The following is a 14477-nucleotide window of genomic DNA, read 5'->3' as shown; positions in this document are numbered from 1 at the left end:
GTGCCTCGGGGTTCGGGTGCCGGCTCAGACCGACCGGTGGTACTGGTCCGGCACCCGCACCTCGGCGCCGAGTGCCCGTGCCGCCTGCCGGGCCCACGAAGGGTTGCGCAGCAACTCGCGGCCCAGGAGGACCGCGTCGGCCTCGCCGTTGGCCAGGATCTTCTCGGCCTGCTCGACCTCGGTGATCAGCCCCACGGCGGCGACCGGGAGCGTCGTCTCCTGCTTCACCCGGGCCGCGAACGGCACCTGGTAGCCGGGGCCGGTGGGGATGCGGACGCCGGAGGCGTTGCCGCCGGTGGAGACGTCCAGCAGGTCGACGCCGTGGGCCCGCAGATCGGCGGCGAAGCGGACGGTGTCGTCCGCGGTCCAGCCGCCCTCGTCGAGCCATTCGGTCGCCGAGATCCGGAAGAACAGCGGCTTGTCCTGCGGCCACACCGCCCGTACGGCGTCGACGACTTCGAGCGCGAAGCGGGTGCGGTTCTCGTACGAGCCGCCGTAGGCGTCGGTGCGGTGGTTGGAGTGCGGGGAGAGGAACTCGTTGATCAGGTAGCCGTGGGCGCCGTGGATCTCGGCGATCTCGAACCCGGCGGCGAGCGCGCGACGGGCCGCGGCCGCGAACTGCCCGACGATGTCCCTGATCTGCTCGACGGTCAGTTCGGCCGGGACGGGGTGCCGGTCGTCGAAGGCGACCGGGCTCGGCGCGACGGACGCCCAGCCGTGGGCGTCCGGGCCGACCGGGGCGCCGCCCTTCCAGGGGCGGTCGGTCGAAGCCTTGCGGCCGGCGTGGGCCAGTTGGATCGCGGGCACGGTGCCCTGCGCGGCGAGGAAGCGGGTGATCCGGCGGAACGCCTCCACCTGCGTGTCGTTCCAGATGCCGAGGTCGTACGGCGAGATGCGCCCCTCCGGGGACACCGCCGTGGCCTCGACGATGATCAGGCCCGTGCCGCCGGTGGCGCGGGCGGCGTAGTGCGCGAAGTGCCAGTCGCCGGGGACGCCGGTCTCCGGGCCCTCCGGTGCGGCCGAGTACTGGCACATCGGGGGCATCCACACGCGGTTCGGGATCGTCACATCGCGCAGGGTGCAGGGCTCGAAGAGCGCGGTCACGGCGGACTCCATTCGTCACGGGGCCGATGTCGACTCGTACGATAGGCATCGTAGTACGGCGGATGTCAAACTACGAGGGTTCTCGTACTATGGAATCCCCGAAGGAAAGTGGAGCCCCCGTGACCTCTCCCGCCGTCAGCAGTCGCGACCTGCCGCATCCCGCGTGTGACGAGATCCGGCTGGAGGGGGTGTTGCATGCGCTCTCCGACCCGATGCGGTTGCGGATCGTGCGGGAGCTTGCCGGGGTCGCCGGGGAGTTGTCCTGTTCGCACTTCGACCTGCCGGTCACGAAGTCCACGACCACGCATCACTTCCGGGTGTTGCGGGAGAGTGGGGTGATTCGGCAGGTGTACCGGGGGACCGCCAAGATGAACGGGCTGCGGCGGGGGGATCTGGATGAGCTGTTTCCGGGGTTGCTGGATGCGATTCTGGATGCCGCGGCTCGGCGGGCTGTTCGTGGTGGCTGAGTTCTTTTGATCGCTGCGGGTCCGCTGTGGCTTGTCGCGCAGTTCCCCGCGCCCCTAAAGGCTGCTGCCCTGCGCGGCGTTCATCAGGGACTGCCAGTCCGGGAGTTTGACCACCCCGCGACCCAGTGATGCGCCCAGCTCCGCTTCCGCTCGCTCGATCGACTGCCAGCCCCGCCACTCGACCGGGGCGGCGCCCTCCGCGCGCAGGGCCGTGAGCGGGTCGTCGGTGACGGTCCTGGCCAGGAGGAGGGACGCGTCCTCGAGGAGCGACGTCGCCGTCTCCTTCGCGCAGGGGCGGTTCGTGCCGATGACGCCTGTCGGGCCCCGCTTGATCCAGCCGGCCACGTACTCGCCCGGCGTGACGACGCCCTCGCGCAGGACGCGCCCGGCCAGATTCGGCACCGTGCCGCTGTCCGCGTCGAACGGCAGCCCCTCCAGCGGCACCCCGCGATAGCCCACCGAGCGCAGCACCAACTGGGTCTCGATGTCCTCGAACCGGCCCGTGCCCGTCACGCCGCCGTGTCCGTCCGGGACCGTCCGCTCGAACCGCACCGCGCCCACATGGCCCTGCTCGGCGAGCAGCTCGACCGGGCGGAGGAAGAAGCGCGGCCGGATCCGGCGCGGGGCGCCGCTCGGCGGTGTCTCGGACCAGCCGCGCAGCACCTCCACGTTGCGGCGCTGCGCGGCGGGCAGGGCGGTCGGGTCGGTGTATCCGGGGTCAAGGGCCAGCTCGGCCGGGTCCACGGCGATGTCCGTCTCCGGCAGGGTGCCCAGCTCGCGCAGCTCCTTCGTGGTGAAGCGGGCCTGGGACGGGCCCCGCCGGCCCACCATGTGGATCTCGGTCACCCGGCTCGCCGCCAGTGTCGTCAGGGCCGCCTGCGGCATGTCGGTCGGGCTGAGCTCGGCCAGGCCGCGCGCCAGCATCCGGGTGACGTCCACGGCGACGTTCCCCACGCCGATCACCACGGCCGACCGGGCGTCCCGCAGGAACCCGGCGTCCACGGCGTCCGGGTGGGCGCTGTACCACGACACGAACTGCGTCGCCGACCAGCTGCCCGGCAGGTCCTCCCCGGGGATGCCCAGATGCCGGTCGGTGGCGGCGCCCACGCAGTACACCACCGCGTGGTAGAGCTCCCGCAGCCGGGCGACCGGCACTCCGCCGGGACCGGCCTGGATGCCTCCGAGGAACCGGACCCGGTCGTGCTCCAGGATCGTGCGCAGGTTGTTCTGGAGCGACTTGATCTTCTCGTGGTCCGGAGCCACGCCGTAGCGGACCAGGCCGTACGGGCACGGCAGCCGGTCCAGGACGTCGACACGCACCTCGGGGTCCTGCTGGACGAGGCTCTGGGCGGTGTAGCACCCGCTCGGCCCGGAGCCTACGACGGCGACTCGCAGCACGGCGGAACTCCTTACCCGGGATCCCGAGGGATCTCACGAGAGCGCTGACGCCTCCAGCATCGCACCGGCGGGGCTCCGCTGACAGGGTGCTGTCCGCCACCCGGGGTGCGTGTCCGATCTATAGGGAATGTGATCATTCGGTTACGTTCTGTGGTGTGCTGGAAGCATCCTTTCTTAATCTTTCTGATCGCTCTCCGGCGGACGGCACGGTGTCCGTGCGGCCCGCGTGGGAGGTGCGGGAGAACGAGGACGCCACGCGGTGGTTCGACGTCCGGCTGGTCTTCACGGACGGCGCCCACGTCGACGCGCTGGCCGTCGTGGCCGGGGGATGCGTCGGCGTGGAGGACGTACGCGCGCAACCCGCGCTGTCCGTCGACGACCTGGCGGTGCTCGCCGACTGGATCGAGGACTCGCTGGCCGAGGCGTGCGGCGCTGGTGCCGGGGCGGCTCCCGAAGGCCGCGGAGACCAGGGGCGGCGCGCCCGGCCGGCCTGGCCGCCCGGTGCGCGGGGGCGGTGGCTGGTGGCGCAGGAGTACCGAGCGGCCCAGCAGGAGGGCGCCGATCCGGTCCTCGCCGTGATGTGCGCGACCGGACACAGCCGCCGCACGTCCCTCAGGCTGATCGGCCAGGCCCGGGACGCCGGGCTCCTGACACCGCGCCGCGCCCGGCGCTGAGCGGGCCCGGTGCCGGGCGCGGCCCGGAAGTCCGCTAGAGCATGTCCCGCATCCGTGTGATCTCGCTCGTCTGCTGGGCGATCACCTCGTCGGCCATCTCCTCGATCCGGATGTTGTTGCCCTGCCCCTTCACGTCCGTGGCCATCGTGATCGCGCCCTGGTGATGGGTCGTCATCAGCGTCAGGAAAAGCCGGTCGAACGCCTTTCCGTCGGCCGCGCGGAGCTCCTTCAGTTGCGCCTCGGTCGCCATCCCGGGCATCACGGCGTGCTCGTGCCGCTCCGCCTTCAGCGGCTTGCCGTACGACTTCAGCCAGCCCTTCATGGCCTCGATCTCCGGCTTCTGGGCGGCGGCGATCCGTGCGGCGATCCGTTTCACCTTCGCCGACTCGGCGCGTCGCGGGGCGAGTTCGGTCATCACGAGGGCCTGGGCATGGTGTTCGATCATCATGCGGGCGTAGGAGACGTCCGCCGAGTTGGGGGAGTCGTTCTCCGAGCGCCGGCCCGCCGCCTCCTCGGCGGACAGGGTGCGGTTCGGCTCGCCGGGCTCACCCGGCGCGATCACGGCGGGCCCGTCCGCCGCGGCGGGCTTCCGGTCCGGACCGGAGTCGCAGCCGCCCGTCATGAGCGCGGCCAGGGCGACCAGCCCCGTCGCGACGACGGACGTACGGGACGCGCGGCGGAAGAGCACAACGACCTCCTGTTGCGGGCGGGTTGGCGGACACGCCGGGAATCTGACGACCATTCGGGCATGCTCCGCGGGTCATTGACCGAGTGACTTCTTTAAGATTTTGTTGACGCCTGTTGGTATGTGCATGGCGAGGACAATACTGCGTGGTGTGTGAACCGTTCCGCAGCGAGCGGAACCAGGGAGGAAAACAGTGATCCTGTTGAACGACCGCAGAACACGTCGCAGACGCCTCGGAGCCTCAGCGATCGCCGGCGGAGTGCTGGCCGCGCTCCTCGTGGCGGCGCCGGCAGGGGCCGTCCCCGACCCGGGGGACGAGCCGCCCACGCCGAAGGAGGTGTCCAAGAGCGCGCGGGCCGAGGCGCGCGAGGCCATCGAAAGCGGCGAGATACCCGGCCAGGACGAGATCGTCCACTCCGACAACATCGAGCACGTCGCCAACATCCCCAAGGACGTGCTGCCCGGCACCAACTCGGACCTGGCCTTCCAGGGCAGGTACGCCTTCGCCGGCAACTACGACGGCTTCCGCATCTTCGACATCAGCGACCCGAGGTCACCGAAGACGGTCGCCCAGGTGCTGTGCCCGGGCTCGCAGAACGACGTCTCCGTCTCCGGCAACCTGCTGTTCCTGTCCACCGACTCCTCGCGCAGCGACAGCAGTTGCAACAGCACCACACAGCCGGCGACCGAGAAGTCCTCGTGGGAGGGCATGAAGGTCTTCGACATCAGCGACAAGCGGAACCCGAGGTACGTCGCCGCCGTCGAGACCGCCTGCGGCTCGCACACCCACACGCTGGTGCCGGAGCGGCGGAACGTCTACGTGTACGTCTCGTCGTACTCGCCGAACGCCGCCTACCCCGACTGCCAGCCGCCGCACGACGGCATCTCCGTCATCAAGGTGCCGCGCGACGCCCCCGAGAAGGCGGCGGTCGTGGGCTTCCCCGTGCTGTTCCCCGGTGAGGGTCCGGACGGCGGCGGCAACCCGGGCGGGCCCACGAACCCGGGCGTGTCCAAGACCACCGGCTGCCACGACATCACCGTGCTGCCGTCGAAGGACCTGGCCGCGGGCGCCTGCATGGGGGACGGCATCCTGTTCTCCGTCGAGGACCCGGAGCACCCCAAGGTCATCGACCGGGTGCAGGACAACGTCAACTTCGCGTTCTGGCACTCGGCGACCTTCAACCAGAAGGCGAACAAGGTCGTGTTCACCGACGAGCTCGGCGGCGGCAGCGGGGCCACCTGCAACGAGGCGACCGGCCCGAACCGCGGCGCCGACGGCATCTACGACATCGTCGGCAAGGGCGAGAAGCGCAAGCTCGTCTTCCGCAGCTACTTCAAGATCCCCCGTCATCAGGCGGACACCGAGAACTGCGTCGCCCACAACGGCTCGCTGATCCCGGTGAAGGGCAAGGACCTCATGGTCCAGGCCTGGTACCAGGGCGGTGTCTCCGTCTGGGAGTTCACCGACTCGTCGAAGCCCCGGGAGATCGCCTACTTCGAACGCGGCCCGGCGACCACCGACCGGCTGATCCTGAGCGGCTCGTGGTCGGCGTACTACTACAACGGCTACATCTACTCGAACGAGATCACCAAGGGCTTCGACGTCCTGAAGATCAAGGACCGGCGCACGGACCCGGCACGGTGGGTCCATCTGCGTGAGCTCAACGTGCAGACGCAGCCGGACTACTTCGACTGACCCCGAGGGCCGCACTCCGGTGCGTCCCCGGTCGCGAAGAACCGCGACAGATCCCTGTCGTTCCTCCCGCCGGCGCCTTTGGCCTCCGGCGGGAGGCCCAGTTCCCAGTCGAGCCGGTAGCGCTTGAACAACTCGGCCCGCAGCACCGGGACCGGCATCGGCACGCCCGGCACCAGGGCGGCGTACACGGCACCCATCAGCAGGGCCCGCAGCATCGGGTAGTCGCTGTCGAGGTCCCCCGACCCGTGCCGGGCGACGGTGTCCCGCAGCAGTTCCGCCAGGCGCCGCTGTTCCGGGCAGGGCACGAAGCCCTCGGCCTGCAGCAGTCCGGCCATGTGCTGGCGCATCAGCACGGGCCGGTCCCTGGCCAGCCCCAGGATCGCGTCGATGGCCCGCGCCATCCGCTCCCGGCCGTCCTCGGTGCGCGGCTCGCGCTCCAGCGCCTCCTCCAGCGTGCGGTGCATCAGCCGGTGCACGGCGGACTGCACCAGCTGGCGCTTGCCCGGGAAGTAGTACGAGACCAGGCCGCGGGCCGAGCCCGCCCGGTCGGCGATGTCGCCGAGCGTCGTGGCCTCGAAGCCGCGCTCGCCGACCAGCTCGACCGCCGCCTGCAGAAGCCGCTCCTTCGAACGCCTCCGCAACTCTTCATTGACCGAGGCGCTGCGCGGGGACATGCTGTAACTCCTGCGTTGACTGGCTGCCAGCCAACTATACTCAGAGACGTCCGGCCAGGACCCGTGCGGTCCGGGCCGGCGATGCCGTCTGCCTCGGGCGACGCGGGGGATCGTCCGAGGCGGGCGAGCAGACGACCAGGTGACCTGGTGGTGGCCTCAGCTCACCAGGTCCAGGACCGGCCGCAGGCCGTCCGGCCGGTCGGTCACCGGCAGGTGGTCGACGAAGTGCACCCCGCATCCCAGGGCGGTGGCCCCGCCGTCCGCCCTGCGGTCGTCGCCGACCATGAGCGTCCGGCGCGGATCGGCGCCGAGCGCCTCGCAGGCGGTGGCGAACAGCCGCGGGTCGGGCTTCTGGATGCCGTGCTCGTACGACAGGACGTACACGTCGACGTAGCGGTCCAGGCCGTGCTCGCGGAAGACCGGGCGCAGGTCCCAGCCGATGTTGCTGACCACCCCGACGGGGATGCCCCGTTCCCGCAGCGTGCCCAGCACCTCGACGGCGTCCGGGTACGGGGTCCATGCCGCCGGTGTCATGTGGCGGTCGTACAGCGCGTCGTGCAACGCCGGGTCGGGGAGCGTGACCTGGCGGGAGAGGCCGGTGTAGGCGGCCCGGTGCAGTGCGGCGCTCCGGTCCCGGATCGGCCAGGCGTCGGCGAGTTCCGCCGGCACGCGGGCGGGGTCGCCGCCGCCGGGCAGCGCCCCCACCGCCTTCAGCGCACGTGCGGCGGCGGCCAATTCCGCCTCGGTGAAGGGGACCCCGGTGTCGGCCACGACGCCGCGCAGCCAGGAGTCGGTGGACTCGACACGGAACAGCGTTCCGGAGAAGTCGAACAGCACAGCCGTCATGGGGGCCGATCCTACGAGGCGGCGGTGTCCGGCCGGGGGCGCGGCTGCCGGTGCTCGTGCGTCCACACCGCCAGGGCCACCACCAGCGCGCCCAGCAGCCAGCCGCCCACCACGTCCGTCGGCCAGTGGACGCCCAGCCAGACCCGGGTCAGCCCGACACCGATCACGGACACGACGGCCACGGTCACGGCCGTACGCCACACCGCACGACCGACGCCGTGCCGGTGCAGGAGCCACAGCAGGAGGCCGCACACCACCGTGGCGGTCATGGCGTGGCCGGACGGGAAGGCCGAGTAGTGGGCCGAGTCGACGGGGTCGGGCCAGACCGGGCGGGGGCGGTCCACCAGGGCCTTGAGGGCCTGCTGGAACAGCGTGCCCAGCGTGACGGCCAGCGCCAGCCACACCGCCGTCCAGCGCGCCGCCAGGCGCACCACCAGCCACACGACCACGACGGCGCACAGCACCCGCATGGTCCACGGATCCCACACCCAGTCAGTGAGGATGCGGCACGCCTGGGTGATGCCGGATTCCTCGACCGCCCAGCGGTGGGTGGTGGCGGAGATGTCACGGTCCGCGCTGACCAGCGGGCTCCATCTGGCCGCGACGAGGGTCAGCAGCAGAGCGGAGCACAGCGCCAGGACGCCGGCCGACCGGGCGGCGGTACCGTGCTGCGGGCGGGGCGGGGAGTCGACGGACCGGGTGTGCATGATGCGATCCTCGCCGAACCGGGGGCTCCGGATCCAGTACGGTGCCGATCTTCGGCACCCGGACCGCACGCTTCGGCCACCCGGAGACCACTCTCACGCCTCCGAAACTGGCACGGAAGCCACATATACCCCGGAGCGCGCACCGGACTATCCCAGCGCCCGCAGCCCCGGTCCGAACGCCACCAGCACCGGCACCACGGGCACCAGTGCGGCCGCCGCCGTCAGCCGCAGCCGGCGTGCCGGGGGCAGCCGGTCCGGGGGAGTGAGCAACCGGTGCACCCGCGCCGGGACATGGGCCTGCGGCGTCGGGCAGGGGCCGAACACGCCGCGGTGCTCGTTGAGTTCCACCAGGGCCAGGGCCGTGGTCAGGCGGCCGAAACGGCGGGAGGCCGTGTCGTCGGCGGCGAGTTCGACCAGGCGGTGCATCTCGTCGCGGAACGCCGCGAACACCGGCACCTGCGGAAAGCCGCCCGCCAGTGCCGAGGAGCAGTTCAGCAGCCAGTCGTGCCGGGCCCGCGCGTGCCCCTGCTCATGGGCGAGCACGGCGTCCAGCTGCCGGCCCTTCAGCCGTCGCAACGCGGCCGTGGTGACGACCAGTCGCGGCGGAGCGCCGGGCTGCCACCAGGCGTCGGGCCGCTCGCCCTCCAGGACGACGAGCCGGCCCGACACGGCCAGCTCGCCCGGCAGCAGCGGCGCCCTGACCAGCAGATCGGCATTCCGGCGGCGGCGCCGGGCGCGTGCCCCGCCGATCTCGCGGACCAGCATCGCCGCGCTCCACAGCCCGCCCCCGGCCAGGGCCACGGCGGTGGCCGCCGCCCAGGGGCCCGCCGTACCGAGGGCGTAGGCCTCGACGACCGGGCTCGGCGCCGTCGCGAAGACGTGCCCGCCGACCGCGTGCCAGGCGGCTGCCGCGCTGAGCGTCATCGACAGCGCACAGCACACGAGCAGGGCCGCCACCACGCACTGCCACACCCACAGCGCCACGACCGGCTCACGATCAGGCCAGTCCGCCCGGGCGAGCAGCCGGGGGGCGACCACTGCGATCAGGGCGCCGAGCAGCAACAGTGCCGCGGGGAGCATCATGAGGCGCAGCCTATGAGCGATCCGCCGCTCAGGGGTACGACTTGTGGCGCCGAAGTGACGCAGGCAACGGATCCGTACGGCGTGCCGGGACGGTCCTGCTCACAGCGTCAGCAGCATCGCCACCATCGCGATCCCCATGGACAGCCGGCAGGCCCGCGTCAGCTCCGGCCGGTCGCCCCACCCGGCGGACCCGCCGCCCCCGGACCCGCCGCCCGCCACGGCGGCCACCGGCACCAGCCGGACGCCGGTGAGCAGCACGTATCCGGCGAAGTAGAGCAGCAGCGCGCCCGTCAGGAGCGGGACCCCCGATCCCCCCTGCCCGTGCGCGTGTGCGGGAGCGCCGGCCATGACGGCGGACATGTAGACCATGGCCCCGGCCCCCACCAGGTGGTGGAGGTGGTGCGCGTCGGCCCGCGCCGCCCACAGCGCGGGGAGCGCGGCCGCCCCGGACACCACCGCGTAGACGGGCCAGGCCCACGACGGCGGAGTGAACACCGCCGCCGGCACGGCCATCGCGGCCATCCCGAACCCCATCAGCGCCTCACCGCCCACGGTGCCGCGCTGTTCCCCGGCGCCGCTGCGCATCCGCGCCAGGCAGTAGGCGCCGGTCACCGCGCAGAGCGCCACCAGCAGCCAGCCGGACGTAGCCGGTCCGTGCACGCGCACCCTCCCCGCTCGACGGTCGGTCAGCTCGCCAGTCGGTCCATCGATGCCCGGGCCGTCCGGCGCGCACGCGAGCGCAAGGGTGTACACGGGGGGCATTCGACGGAGCACAGCAGGTGAGGGAATGTCCTTTACGGGTAAAACACCTGCTAATATTGTCTCTCATGAGTCCCCTGCGCAGCGCGACCTCCGCCTCCGTCTCCCCGCCCGCCCGGCGTCTCGCGCTGGCGGGCGTGCTGCGCGTCGGCCGTCCCTCGGACATCTGGTTCAAGCCCGCGCTCAGCGTGGTCGCGGCGATCGCCCCGCCCAACCTCGCCCTGCTGGCGCTCGGCCGACTCGATCTGGCGATGTACACGATGGCCGGATCCCTGTGCGCGCTGTACGCCCACAACCGGCCCTACGCCGCCCGGGCCGGGGCCCTGGTGTGGGTGGTGCTCGGCATGCTCGGCGGCCTCGCCGTCGCCCTGGTCGCGGCCTCGCTCACCGGCAGTGCCGTGGTGCTGGTCACCGTCGGCGCACTGCTGGCCGCCGCGCAGAAGGCGCTGTGCGACGCGACCCGGGTCGGACCGCCCGGCCATGTCGTCCTCACGTTCGTCAGTTCCGCCTCGCTCTTCGCGCCGCAGACCCTCGCCCAGGTCCCCGGCCATCTGGCACTGGCCGCCGCGACGGGTGTCTGGGCCTGGCTGGTCTGCATGGCGCCCGCCCTGGTCCGCCCGCACGGCCCGGAGCGCCGCGCCACCGCCGCCGCGCTGAAGGCCGCCGCCGCGTACGCCGAGACGGGCGGCGCGAGCGGCACGGGCGGCGGCGAGGGTCAGGCCCGGGCCGCGGGCTACGCCGCCGTACAGGCCGCCTGGCAGTCGCTGCTGTCCACCGGCGCCCGGTCCCGGACCCGGCGCGCGCTCGAACGGCTCGTCGTCCGTGCCGAGGTGGCCCTCGCCGCGCCGACGGAGGCGGCAGCCGGCCGGCTGCGGGCATGGGCGGACGCGCTGCGCGGCACCGGGCCCGTCCCGCAGGCCGGGCTGGAGCGGGCGGCCGCCGACGAACTTTTCGGGGTGGACGCGGCCCGCGGCCTCCGGGCGCGGCTCGGCCCGCTGACCCCGCTCGCGGTACGCACCGCGCTCGGCTGCGCGCTCGCCGGCTACGCCTCCCTGGCCCTCGGCATCGGCCGCCCCTACTGGGCCCTGGTCACCGCCGCCTCGCTCTACCAGGCGAACATCGCCCTGACCTGGAACCGGGCCGTCCAGCGCGTGGTGGGCAACGTCGTCGGAGTGCTCGTCTTCGCGGCCGTCGTACCGCTCGCGCACCTGGGCCAAGCGGCCCTCGTGGTGTGCTGCCTCGCCTTCAGCTTCGGCGCCGAGCTGCTGATCAGCCGCAACTACTGGCTCGGCAGCGTCTGCGTGACCCCCATGGCGCTGCTCATCACCGAGTTCGCCGGGTACCAGAAGCCGGGCGAGCTGATGACGGAGCGGCTGGTGGACACGGTCGTCGGCGCCCTGGTCGGATTCGCCGCCGCCGTGGCCGTCACCAACCGGCGAGCGGGCGACCGGGTCGAACGCACCCTGACCGCCGCCGACCGCGCCCGCGAGAGCGCCGCCCGCCTCCTGGCCGAGCCGCACCCCGACGCCGCCGCCCTGGAGGCCGCCCGCCGCGCACTCGTCGTCGCCCTGGCCGATCTGCGCGCCACCGCCGACGCGGCGGCCGGCGAATGGTGGCAGCGCGCCCTGCCCCAGGAGCGGGTCGTACTCGCCGAGCAGTCCGGACACCGTACGCTCGCCGCGACGGCACGACGCCAGGGGCTGCTCCCGGACCGGGGCACGGACACGAAGACGGAGGACGCACGGTCATGACGGCGACGGAGGGACCATCGCCCGACGGGGGCGGGCCGGGGGACGGCCCGCGGCCGACGACCGGGGCCGCGCACCCGGGGGCCGGCGGAGGCCTGGACGGTGAGCCCGCTGCCGCCGGGCAGGAACCGGTCGGAGCGGACCCCGTCGGGCACCGGCAGGGCGATACCGTCGCCGCCGTCGTCCGGCAGTGGCAGGCGGTTCATCCCGGGCTCGACACCGGGCCGATGGAGATCATCGGGCGGATCAACCGCTGCGCCGCCCTCCTGCAACAGGCCGAGGACGCGCCGCTGCGCAGGGCCGGGCTCAGCCGTCCCGAGTTCGATCTGCTCGGCGCGCTGCGCCGCACCGGGCACGAGCTGACCCCCGGGGAACTGGCCCGGGAGACCTTCTCCTCGGGCGCCGCCGTCACCAAGCGCCTCAAGCAGCTGACCGAACGCGGCCTGGTCGAACGCCGCGGAGACACCCGCGACCGCCGTGTCGCCCATCTCCGTCTCACCGACGCCGGACGCGAACTCGTCGACGGCATCCTGCCCGCCCAACTCGCCTACGAGACCGCCGCCCTGTCCGGCCTGGACGCCCCCGAGCAGGGCGAACTGGCCTCTCTGCTCGGAGAGTTGCTCGCCCAGCTGGAAGGCCGCCTGGGCGCGCTGCGAGGCTGAGGCGGCCACCGACGGCCCCGCCGTACCGTCAGAGCACGTCGTGCGCCGTGCGGCGGTGTGTGGAGCGGCGGTCCTCGATCTCCGGCCAGCGGTCGCCGTAGATGTTCCGGGTGATGGCCGGATCGCGGACGAAGTCGTGCGGGAAGCCCAGCTGCACGGCGCTCACCTCGTCGAGGCGGGCGAGGGCGTCCGCGTCGAGGCGGACGTCGACGCTGCCGAGGTTGTCGGCGAGCTGGCTCTCCTTGGTCGCCGCGATGATCGGGACCACGTTGCCCGGCCGGGCCAGCAGCCAGGCCAGCGCCACCTGGGCCGGACTCCAGCCGCCCTGCTCGGCGACCTCCAGCACGGCACTGATCACCGCCTCCTCGCGCGGGTCGACGTCACCGCCCGTGGTGTCCAGCCGCCCCGTCTCGCCCCTGCGGTACTTGCCGGTGAGCTTCCCGGCCGCGAGCGGCGCCCAGGCCAGTACCGCCAGGTCGAACGCCCGGGCCTGGGGCAGCAGTTCGCGCTCGGGGGTCCGCTCCAGCAGGCTGTAGCGCAGTTGCGAACCGGCGAACGCGGTCCAGCCCCGCAGCTCCGCCATCGTGTTGGCCTGCGCGATCTCCCAGGCCGGCCAGTCCGAGACACCGACGTACAGCACCTTGCCCGTGCGGACCAGGTCGTCCAGCGCCCGCATGACCTCCTCGACGGGCGTGAAGTTGTCCCGGGCGTGCACCCACAGCACGTCCAGCCGGTCGGTGCGAAGCCGCTGAAGGCTCGCCTCCACCGACTGGACCAGGTTCTTGCGGTGGTTGCCCGCGGCGTTGACGTCGCCCTCGCGGATCCCGCAGGTGTACTTGCTGGCCAGCACGAACGTGTCGCGCCGCCCCTGGAGCAGCTCACCCAGGATCCGCTCCGAGCTGCCGTCGGTGTAGTTGTTGGCGGTGTCGATGAAGTTGCCGCCCGCCTCCGCGTAGGCGTCGACGATCCGGGCACTTGCCTCCTCGCCGGCGCCCCAGCCCCAGTCGTCGCCGATGGTCATGGCGCCGAGGCTCAGCTCGCTCACGCGCAGACCGGTCTTGCCGAACAGTGTGTAACGCACGGTCTCCCCTCCGGGCAGGTCGTCCGCACGACGTTATGAGCTGGAGCGCACTTCAACGCAAGCCACGGCCCTGGCCACACACACCGTCGCCTCAGCCCTGGGCCCTAGGGGGTGTCCGCCCGGTACACACCGAACATCGCCCCCTGCGGGTCCCGCAGCACCGCGATGCGCCGACCGCCGGGCAGGGAGGTGGGGACCATCAGGACGTCGCCGAGCGCCTGGACGACGGCGGTCGTGGCGTCCACGTCCGCCACGGCGAAGTACGGCAGCCAGTGCGCCGGAACCTCGGGCGGGAACTTGTCGTCCATCGTCACCATGCCGCCGAAGTCCGCCCCGTCGACGCCCCACTGCGTGTACCGCTCCGAGGCGTTGACGGTCCAGCCGAACACGCGGCTGTAGAAGGCCACGGCCTGTTCCGGATCCCGGGTGTACAGCTCGGCCCAGCCCAGCGAACCGGGCGCGTTGAACAGCCCGGCGCCCGGGAAGGTCCCCGCCTGCCACAGCTGGAACGCGGCACCGGCCGGGTCGGCGGCCACCGCGAACCGGCCCGCGTCGAACACGTCCGTCGGGCCGAACAGCACCGTCCCGCCCGCCTCGGTCACCTCACGGACGGCGGCGTCCGCGTCGGCCACGGCGAACGACACGTTCCACGCCACCGGCTGCGACGGCTGGTACAGCGGGGCGAGCGCGGCGACGGCCGCGTCGCCGAGGTGCGCGACGGTGTAGCCGCCCGCCTCCTGACGCGGGTCCGTCTCGGGCCGCCAGCCGAACAGCCTCGTGTAGAACCGCTGGGCCGCCTCCAGGTCGGTGGTCCCCAGCTCGGTCCAGCAGGGCCCGCCGGTCACCGGTGCGTCGAGCTTCATGGCGTTCCTTCCGCAGGCAGTCCCCGGGCA

15 protein-coding genes are annotated in these 14477 nt (G+C 72.7%); 5 read left to right on the top strand and 10 right to left on the bottom strand.

Features of this window, described 5'->3' with window-relative positions; genetic code table 11:
- Positions 1–24 precede the first annotated feature (24 nt).
- Positions 25–1104: an NADH:flavin oxidoreductase/NADH oxidase gene (locus QF034_RS04425; RefSeq protein WP_307173671.1), complete on the bottom strand. Its 1080-nt coding sequence runs from the start codon at positions 1102–1104 to the stop codon at positions 25–27.
- A 119-nt stretch (positions 1105–1223) separates the two neighbouring features.
- Here QF034_RS04425 and QF034_RS04420 point away from each other — a divergent pair, with 119 nt between their 5' ends.
- Complete coding sequence (locus QF034_RS04420; protein WP_307173670.1) at positions 1224–1571, top strand: ArsR/SmtB family transcription factor; 348 nt, start codon at positions 1224–1226, stop codon at positions 1569–1571.
- A 54-nt stretch (positions 1572–1625) separates the two neighbouring features.
- Here the strand turns inward: QF034_RS04420 and QF034_RS04415 are convergent, their stop codons facing one another.
- Positions 1626–2969 (bottom strand): FAD-dependent oxidoreductase, encoded by a 1344-nt coding sequence (locus QF034_RS04415; protein WP_307173669.1) that lies wholly within the window; start codon positions 2967–2969, stop codon positions 1626–1628.
- A 209-nt stretch (positions 2970–3178) separates the two neighbouring features.
- Between QF034_RS04415 and QF034_RS04410 the strand changes: the two genes are divergently transcribed.
- Complete coding sequence (locus QF034_RS04410; protein ID WP_307173668.1) at positions 3179–3643, top strand: DUF6214 family protein; 465 nt, start codon at positions 3179–3181, stop codon at positions 3641–3643.
- A gap of 34 nt (positions 3644–3677) precedes the next feature.
- Here the strand turns inward: QF034_RS04410 and QF034_RS04405 are convergent, their stop codons facing one another.
- Positions 3678–4331 (bottom strand): DUF305 domain-containing protein, encoded by a 654-nt coding sequence (locus QF034_RS04405; protein ID WP_307173667.1) that lies wholly within the window; start codon positions 4329–4331, stop codon positions 3678–3680.
- 190 nt (positions 4332–4521) lie between these two features.
- Between QF034_RS04405 and QF034_RS04400 the strand changes: the two genes are divergently transcribed.
- A complete protein-coding gene (locus QF034_RS04400) occupies positions 4522–6024 on the top strand; it encodes an LVIVD repeat-containing protein (protein ID WP_307173666.1) in 1503 nt (500 codons plus the stop codon).
- Here the strand turns inward: QF034_RS04400 and QF034_RS04395 are convergent.
- From QF034_RS04395 to QF034_RS04375, 5 genes are all read right to left on the bottom strand, one after another.
- Positions 6012–6698: a TetR/AcrR family transcriptional regulator gene (locus tag QF034_RS04395; protein ID WP_307173665.1), complete on the bottom strand. Its 687-nt coding sequence runs from the start codon at positions 6696–6698 to the stop codon at positions 6012–6014. The genes QF034_RS04400 and QF034_RS04395 overlap by 13 nt on opposite strands.
- Positions 6699–6854: 156 nt before the next feature.
- Positions 6855–7544, bottom strand: a complete 690-nt coding sequence (locus QF034_RS04390) for an HAD family hydrolase (protein ID WP_307173664.1) — start codon at positions 7542–7544, stop codon at positions 6855–6857.
- Positions 7545–7555: 11 nt separating this feature from the next.
- Entirely contained in the window at positions 7556–8251 is a 696-nt protein-coding gene (locus tag QF034_RS04385; RefSeq protein ID WP_307173663.1) for a phosphatase PAP2 family protein, read from the bottom strand.
- A gap of 147 nt (positions 8252–8398) precedes the next feature.
- Entirely contained in the window at positions 8399–9334 is a 936-nt protein-coding gene (locus QF034_RS04380) for a M56 family metallopeptidase (protein ID WP_307173662.1), read from the bottom strand.
- Between the two features lie 99 nt (positions 9335–9433).
- The gene (locus tag QF034_RS04375; RefSeq protein ID WP_307173661.1) at positions 9434–9994 is read right to left on the bottom strand and encodes a DUF5134 domain-containing protein; all 561 of its coding nucleotides are present in this window, start codon (positions 9992–9994) and stop codon (positions 9434–9436) included.
- A gap of 167 nt (positions 9995–10161) precedes the next feature.
- On the opposite strand from QF034_RS04375, the gene QF034_RS04370 reads away from it, so the two are divergent.
- Positions 10162–11844 (top strand): FUSC family protein, encoded by a 1683-nt coding sequence (locus QF034_RS04370; RefSeq protein WP_307173660.1) that lies wholly within the window; start codon positions 10162–10164, stop codon positions 11842–11844.
- A complete protein-coding gene (locus QF034_RS04365; protein WP_307173659.1) occupies positions 11841–12503 on the top strand; it encodes a MarR family winged helix-turn-helix transcriptional regulator in 663 nt (220 codons plus the stop codon). Before QF034_RS04370 ends, QF034_RS04365 begins: the two co-directional genes overlap by 4 nt.
- Positions 12504–12531: 28 nt before the next feature.
- On the opposite strand, the gene QF034_RS04360 is transcribed toward QF034_RS04365, so the two are convergent.
- Both QF034_RS04360 and QF034_RS04355 read right to left on the bottom strand, forming a co-directional pair.
- The gene (locus tag QF034_RS04360; protein ID WP_307173658.1) at positions 12532–13584 is read right to left on the bottom strand and encodes an aldo/keto reductase; all 1053 of its coding nucleotides are present in this window, start codon (positions 13582–13584) and stop codon (positions 12532–12534) included.
- Positions 13585–13688: 104 nt separating this feature from the next.
- Positions 13689–14447 (bottom strand): VOC family protein, encoded by a 759-nt coding sequence (locus tag QF034_RS04355; RefSeq protein ID WP_307173657.1) that lies wholly within the window; start codon positions 14445–14447, stop codon positions 13689–13691.
- Positions 14448–14477 lie beyond the last annotated feature (30 nt).

This window comes from Streptomyces africanus, from assembly GCF_030816955.1.
GTDB lineage: Bacteria > Actinomycetota > Actinomycetes > Streptomycetales > Streptomycetaceae > Streptomyces > Streptomyces africanus.
Note: the sequence above shows the minus strand (reverse complement) of the source record. Positions and strands in the feature narration are given on the sequence as shown.

Excerpts from the sequence above, each read along its gene's own strand:
- QF034_RS04380 (WP_307173662.1), bottom strand. The coding sequence starts at position 9,334 with ATGATGCTCCCCGCGGCACTGTTGCTGCTCGGCGCCCTGATCGCAGTG.
- QF034_RS04370 (WP_307173660.1), top strand. The coding sequence starts at position 10,162 with ATGAGTCCCCTGCGCAGCGCGACCTCCGCCTCCGTCTCCCCGCCCGCC.
- QF034_RS04355 (WP_307173657.1), bottom strand. The coding sequence starts at position 14,447 with ATGAAGCTCGACGCACCGGTGACCGGCGGGCCCTGCTGGACCGAGCTG.
- QF034_RS04385 (WP_307173663.1), bottom strand. The coding sequence starts at position 8,251 with ATGCACACCCGGTCCGTCGACTCCCCGCCCCGCCCGCAGCACGGTACC.
- QF034_RS04365 (WP_307173659.1), top strand. The coding sequence starts at position 11,841 with ATGACGGCGACGGAGGGACCATCGCCCGACGGGGGCGGGCCGGGGGAC.
- QF034_RS04395 (WP_307173665.1), bottom strand. The coding sequence starts at position 6,698 with ATGTCCCCGCGCAGCGCCTCGGTCAATGAAGAGTTGCGGAGGCGTTCG.
- QF034_RS04390 (WP_307173664.1), bottom strand. The coding sequence starts at position 7,544 with ATGACGGCTGTGCTGTTCGACTTCTCCGGAACGCTGTTCCGTGTCGAG.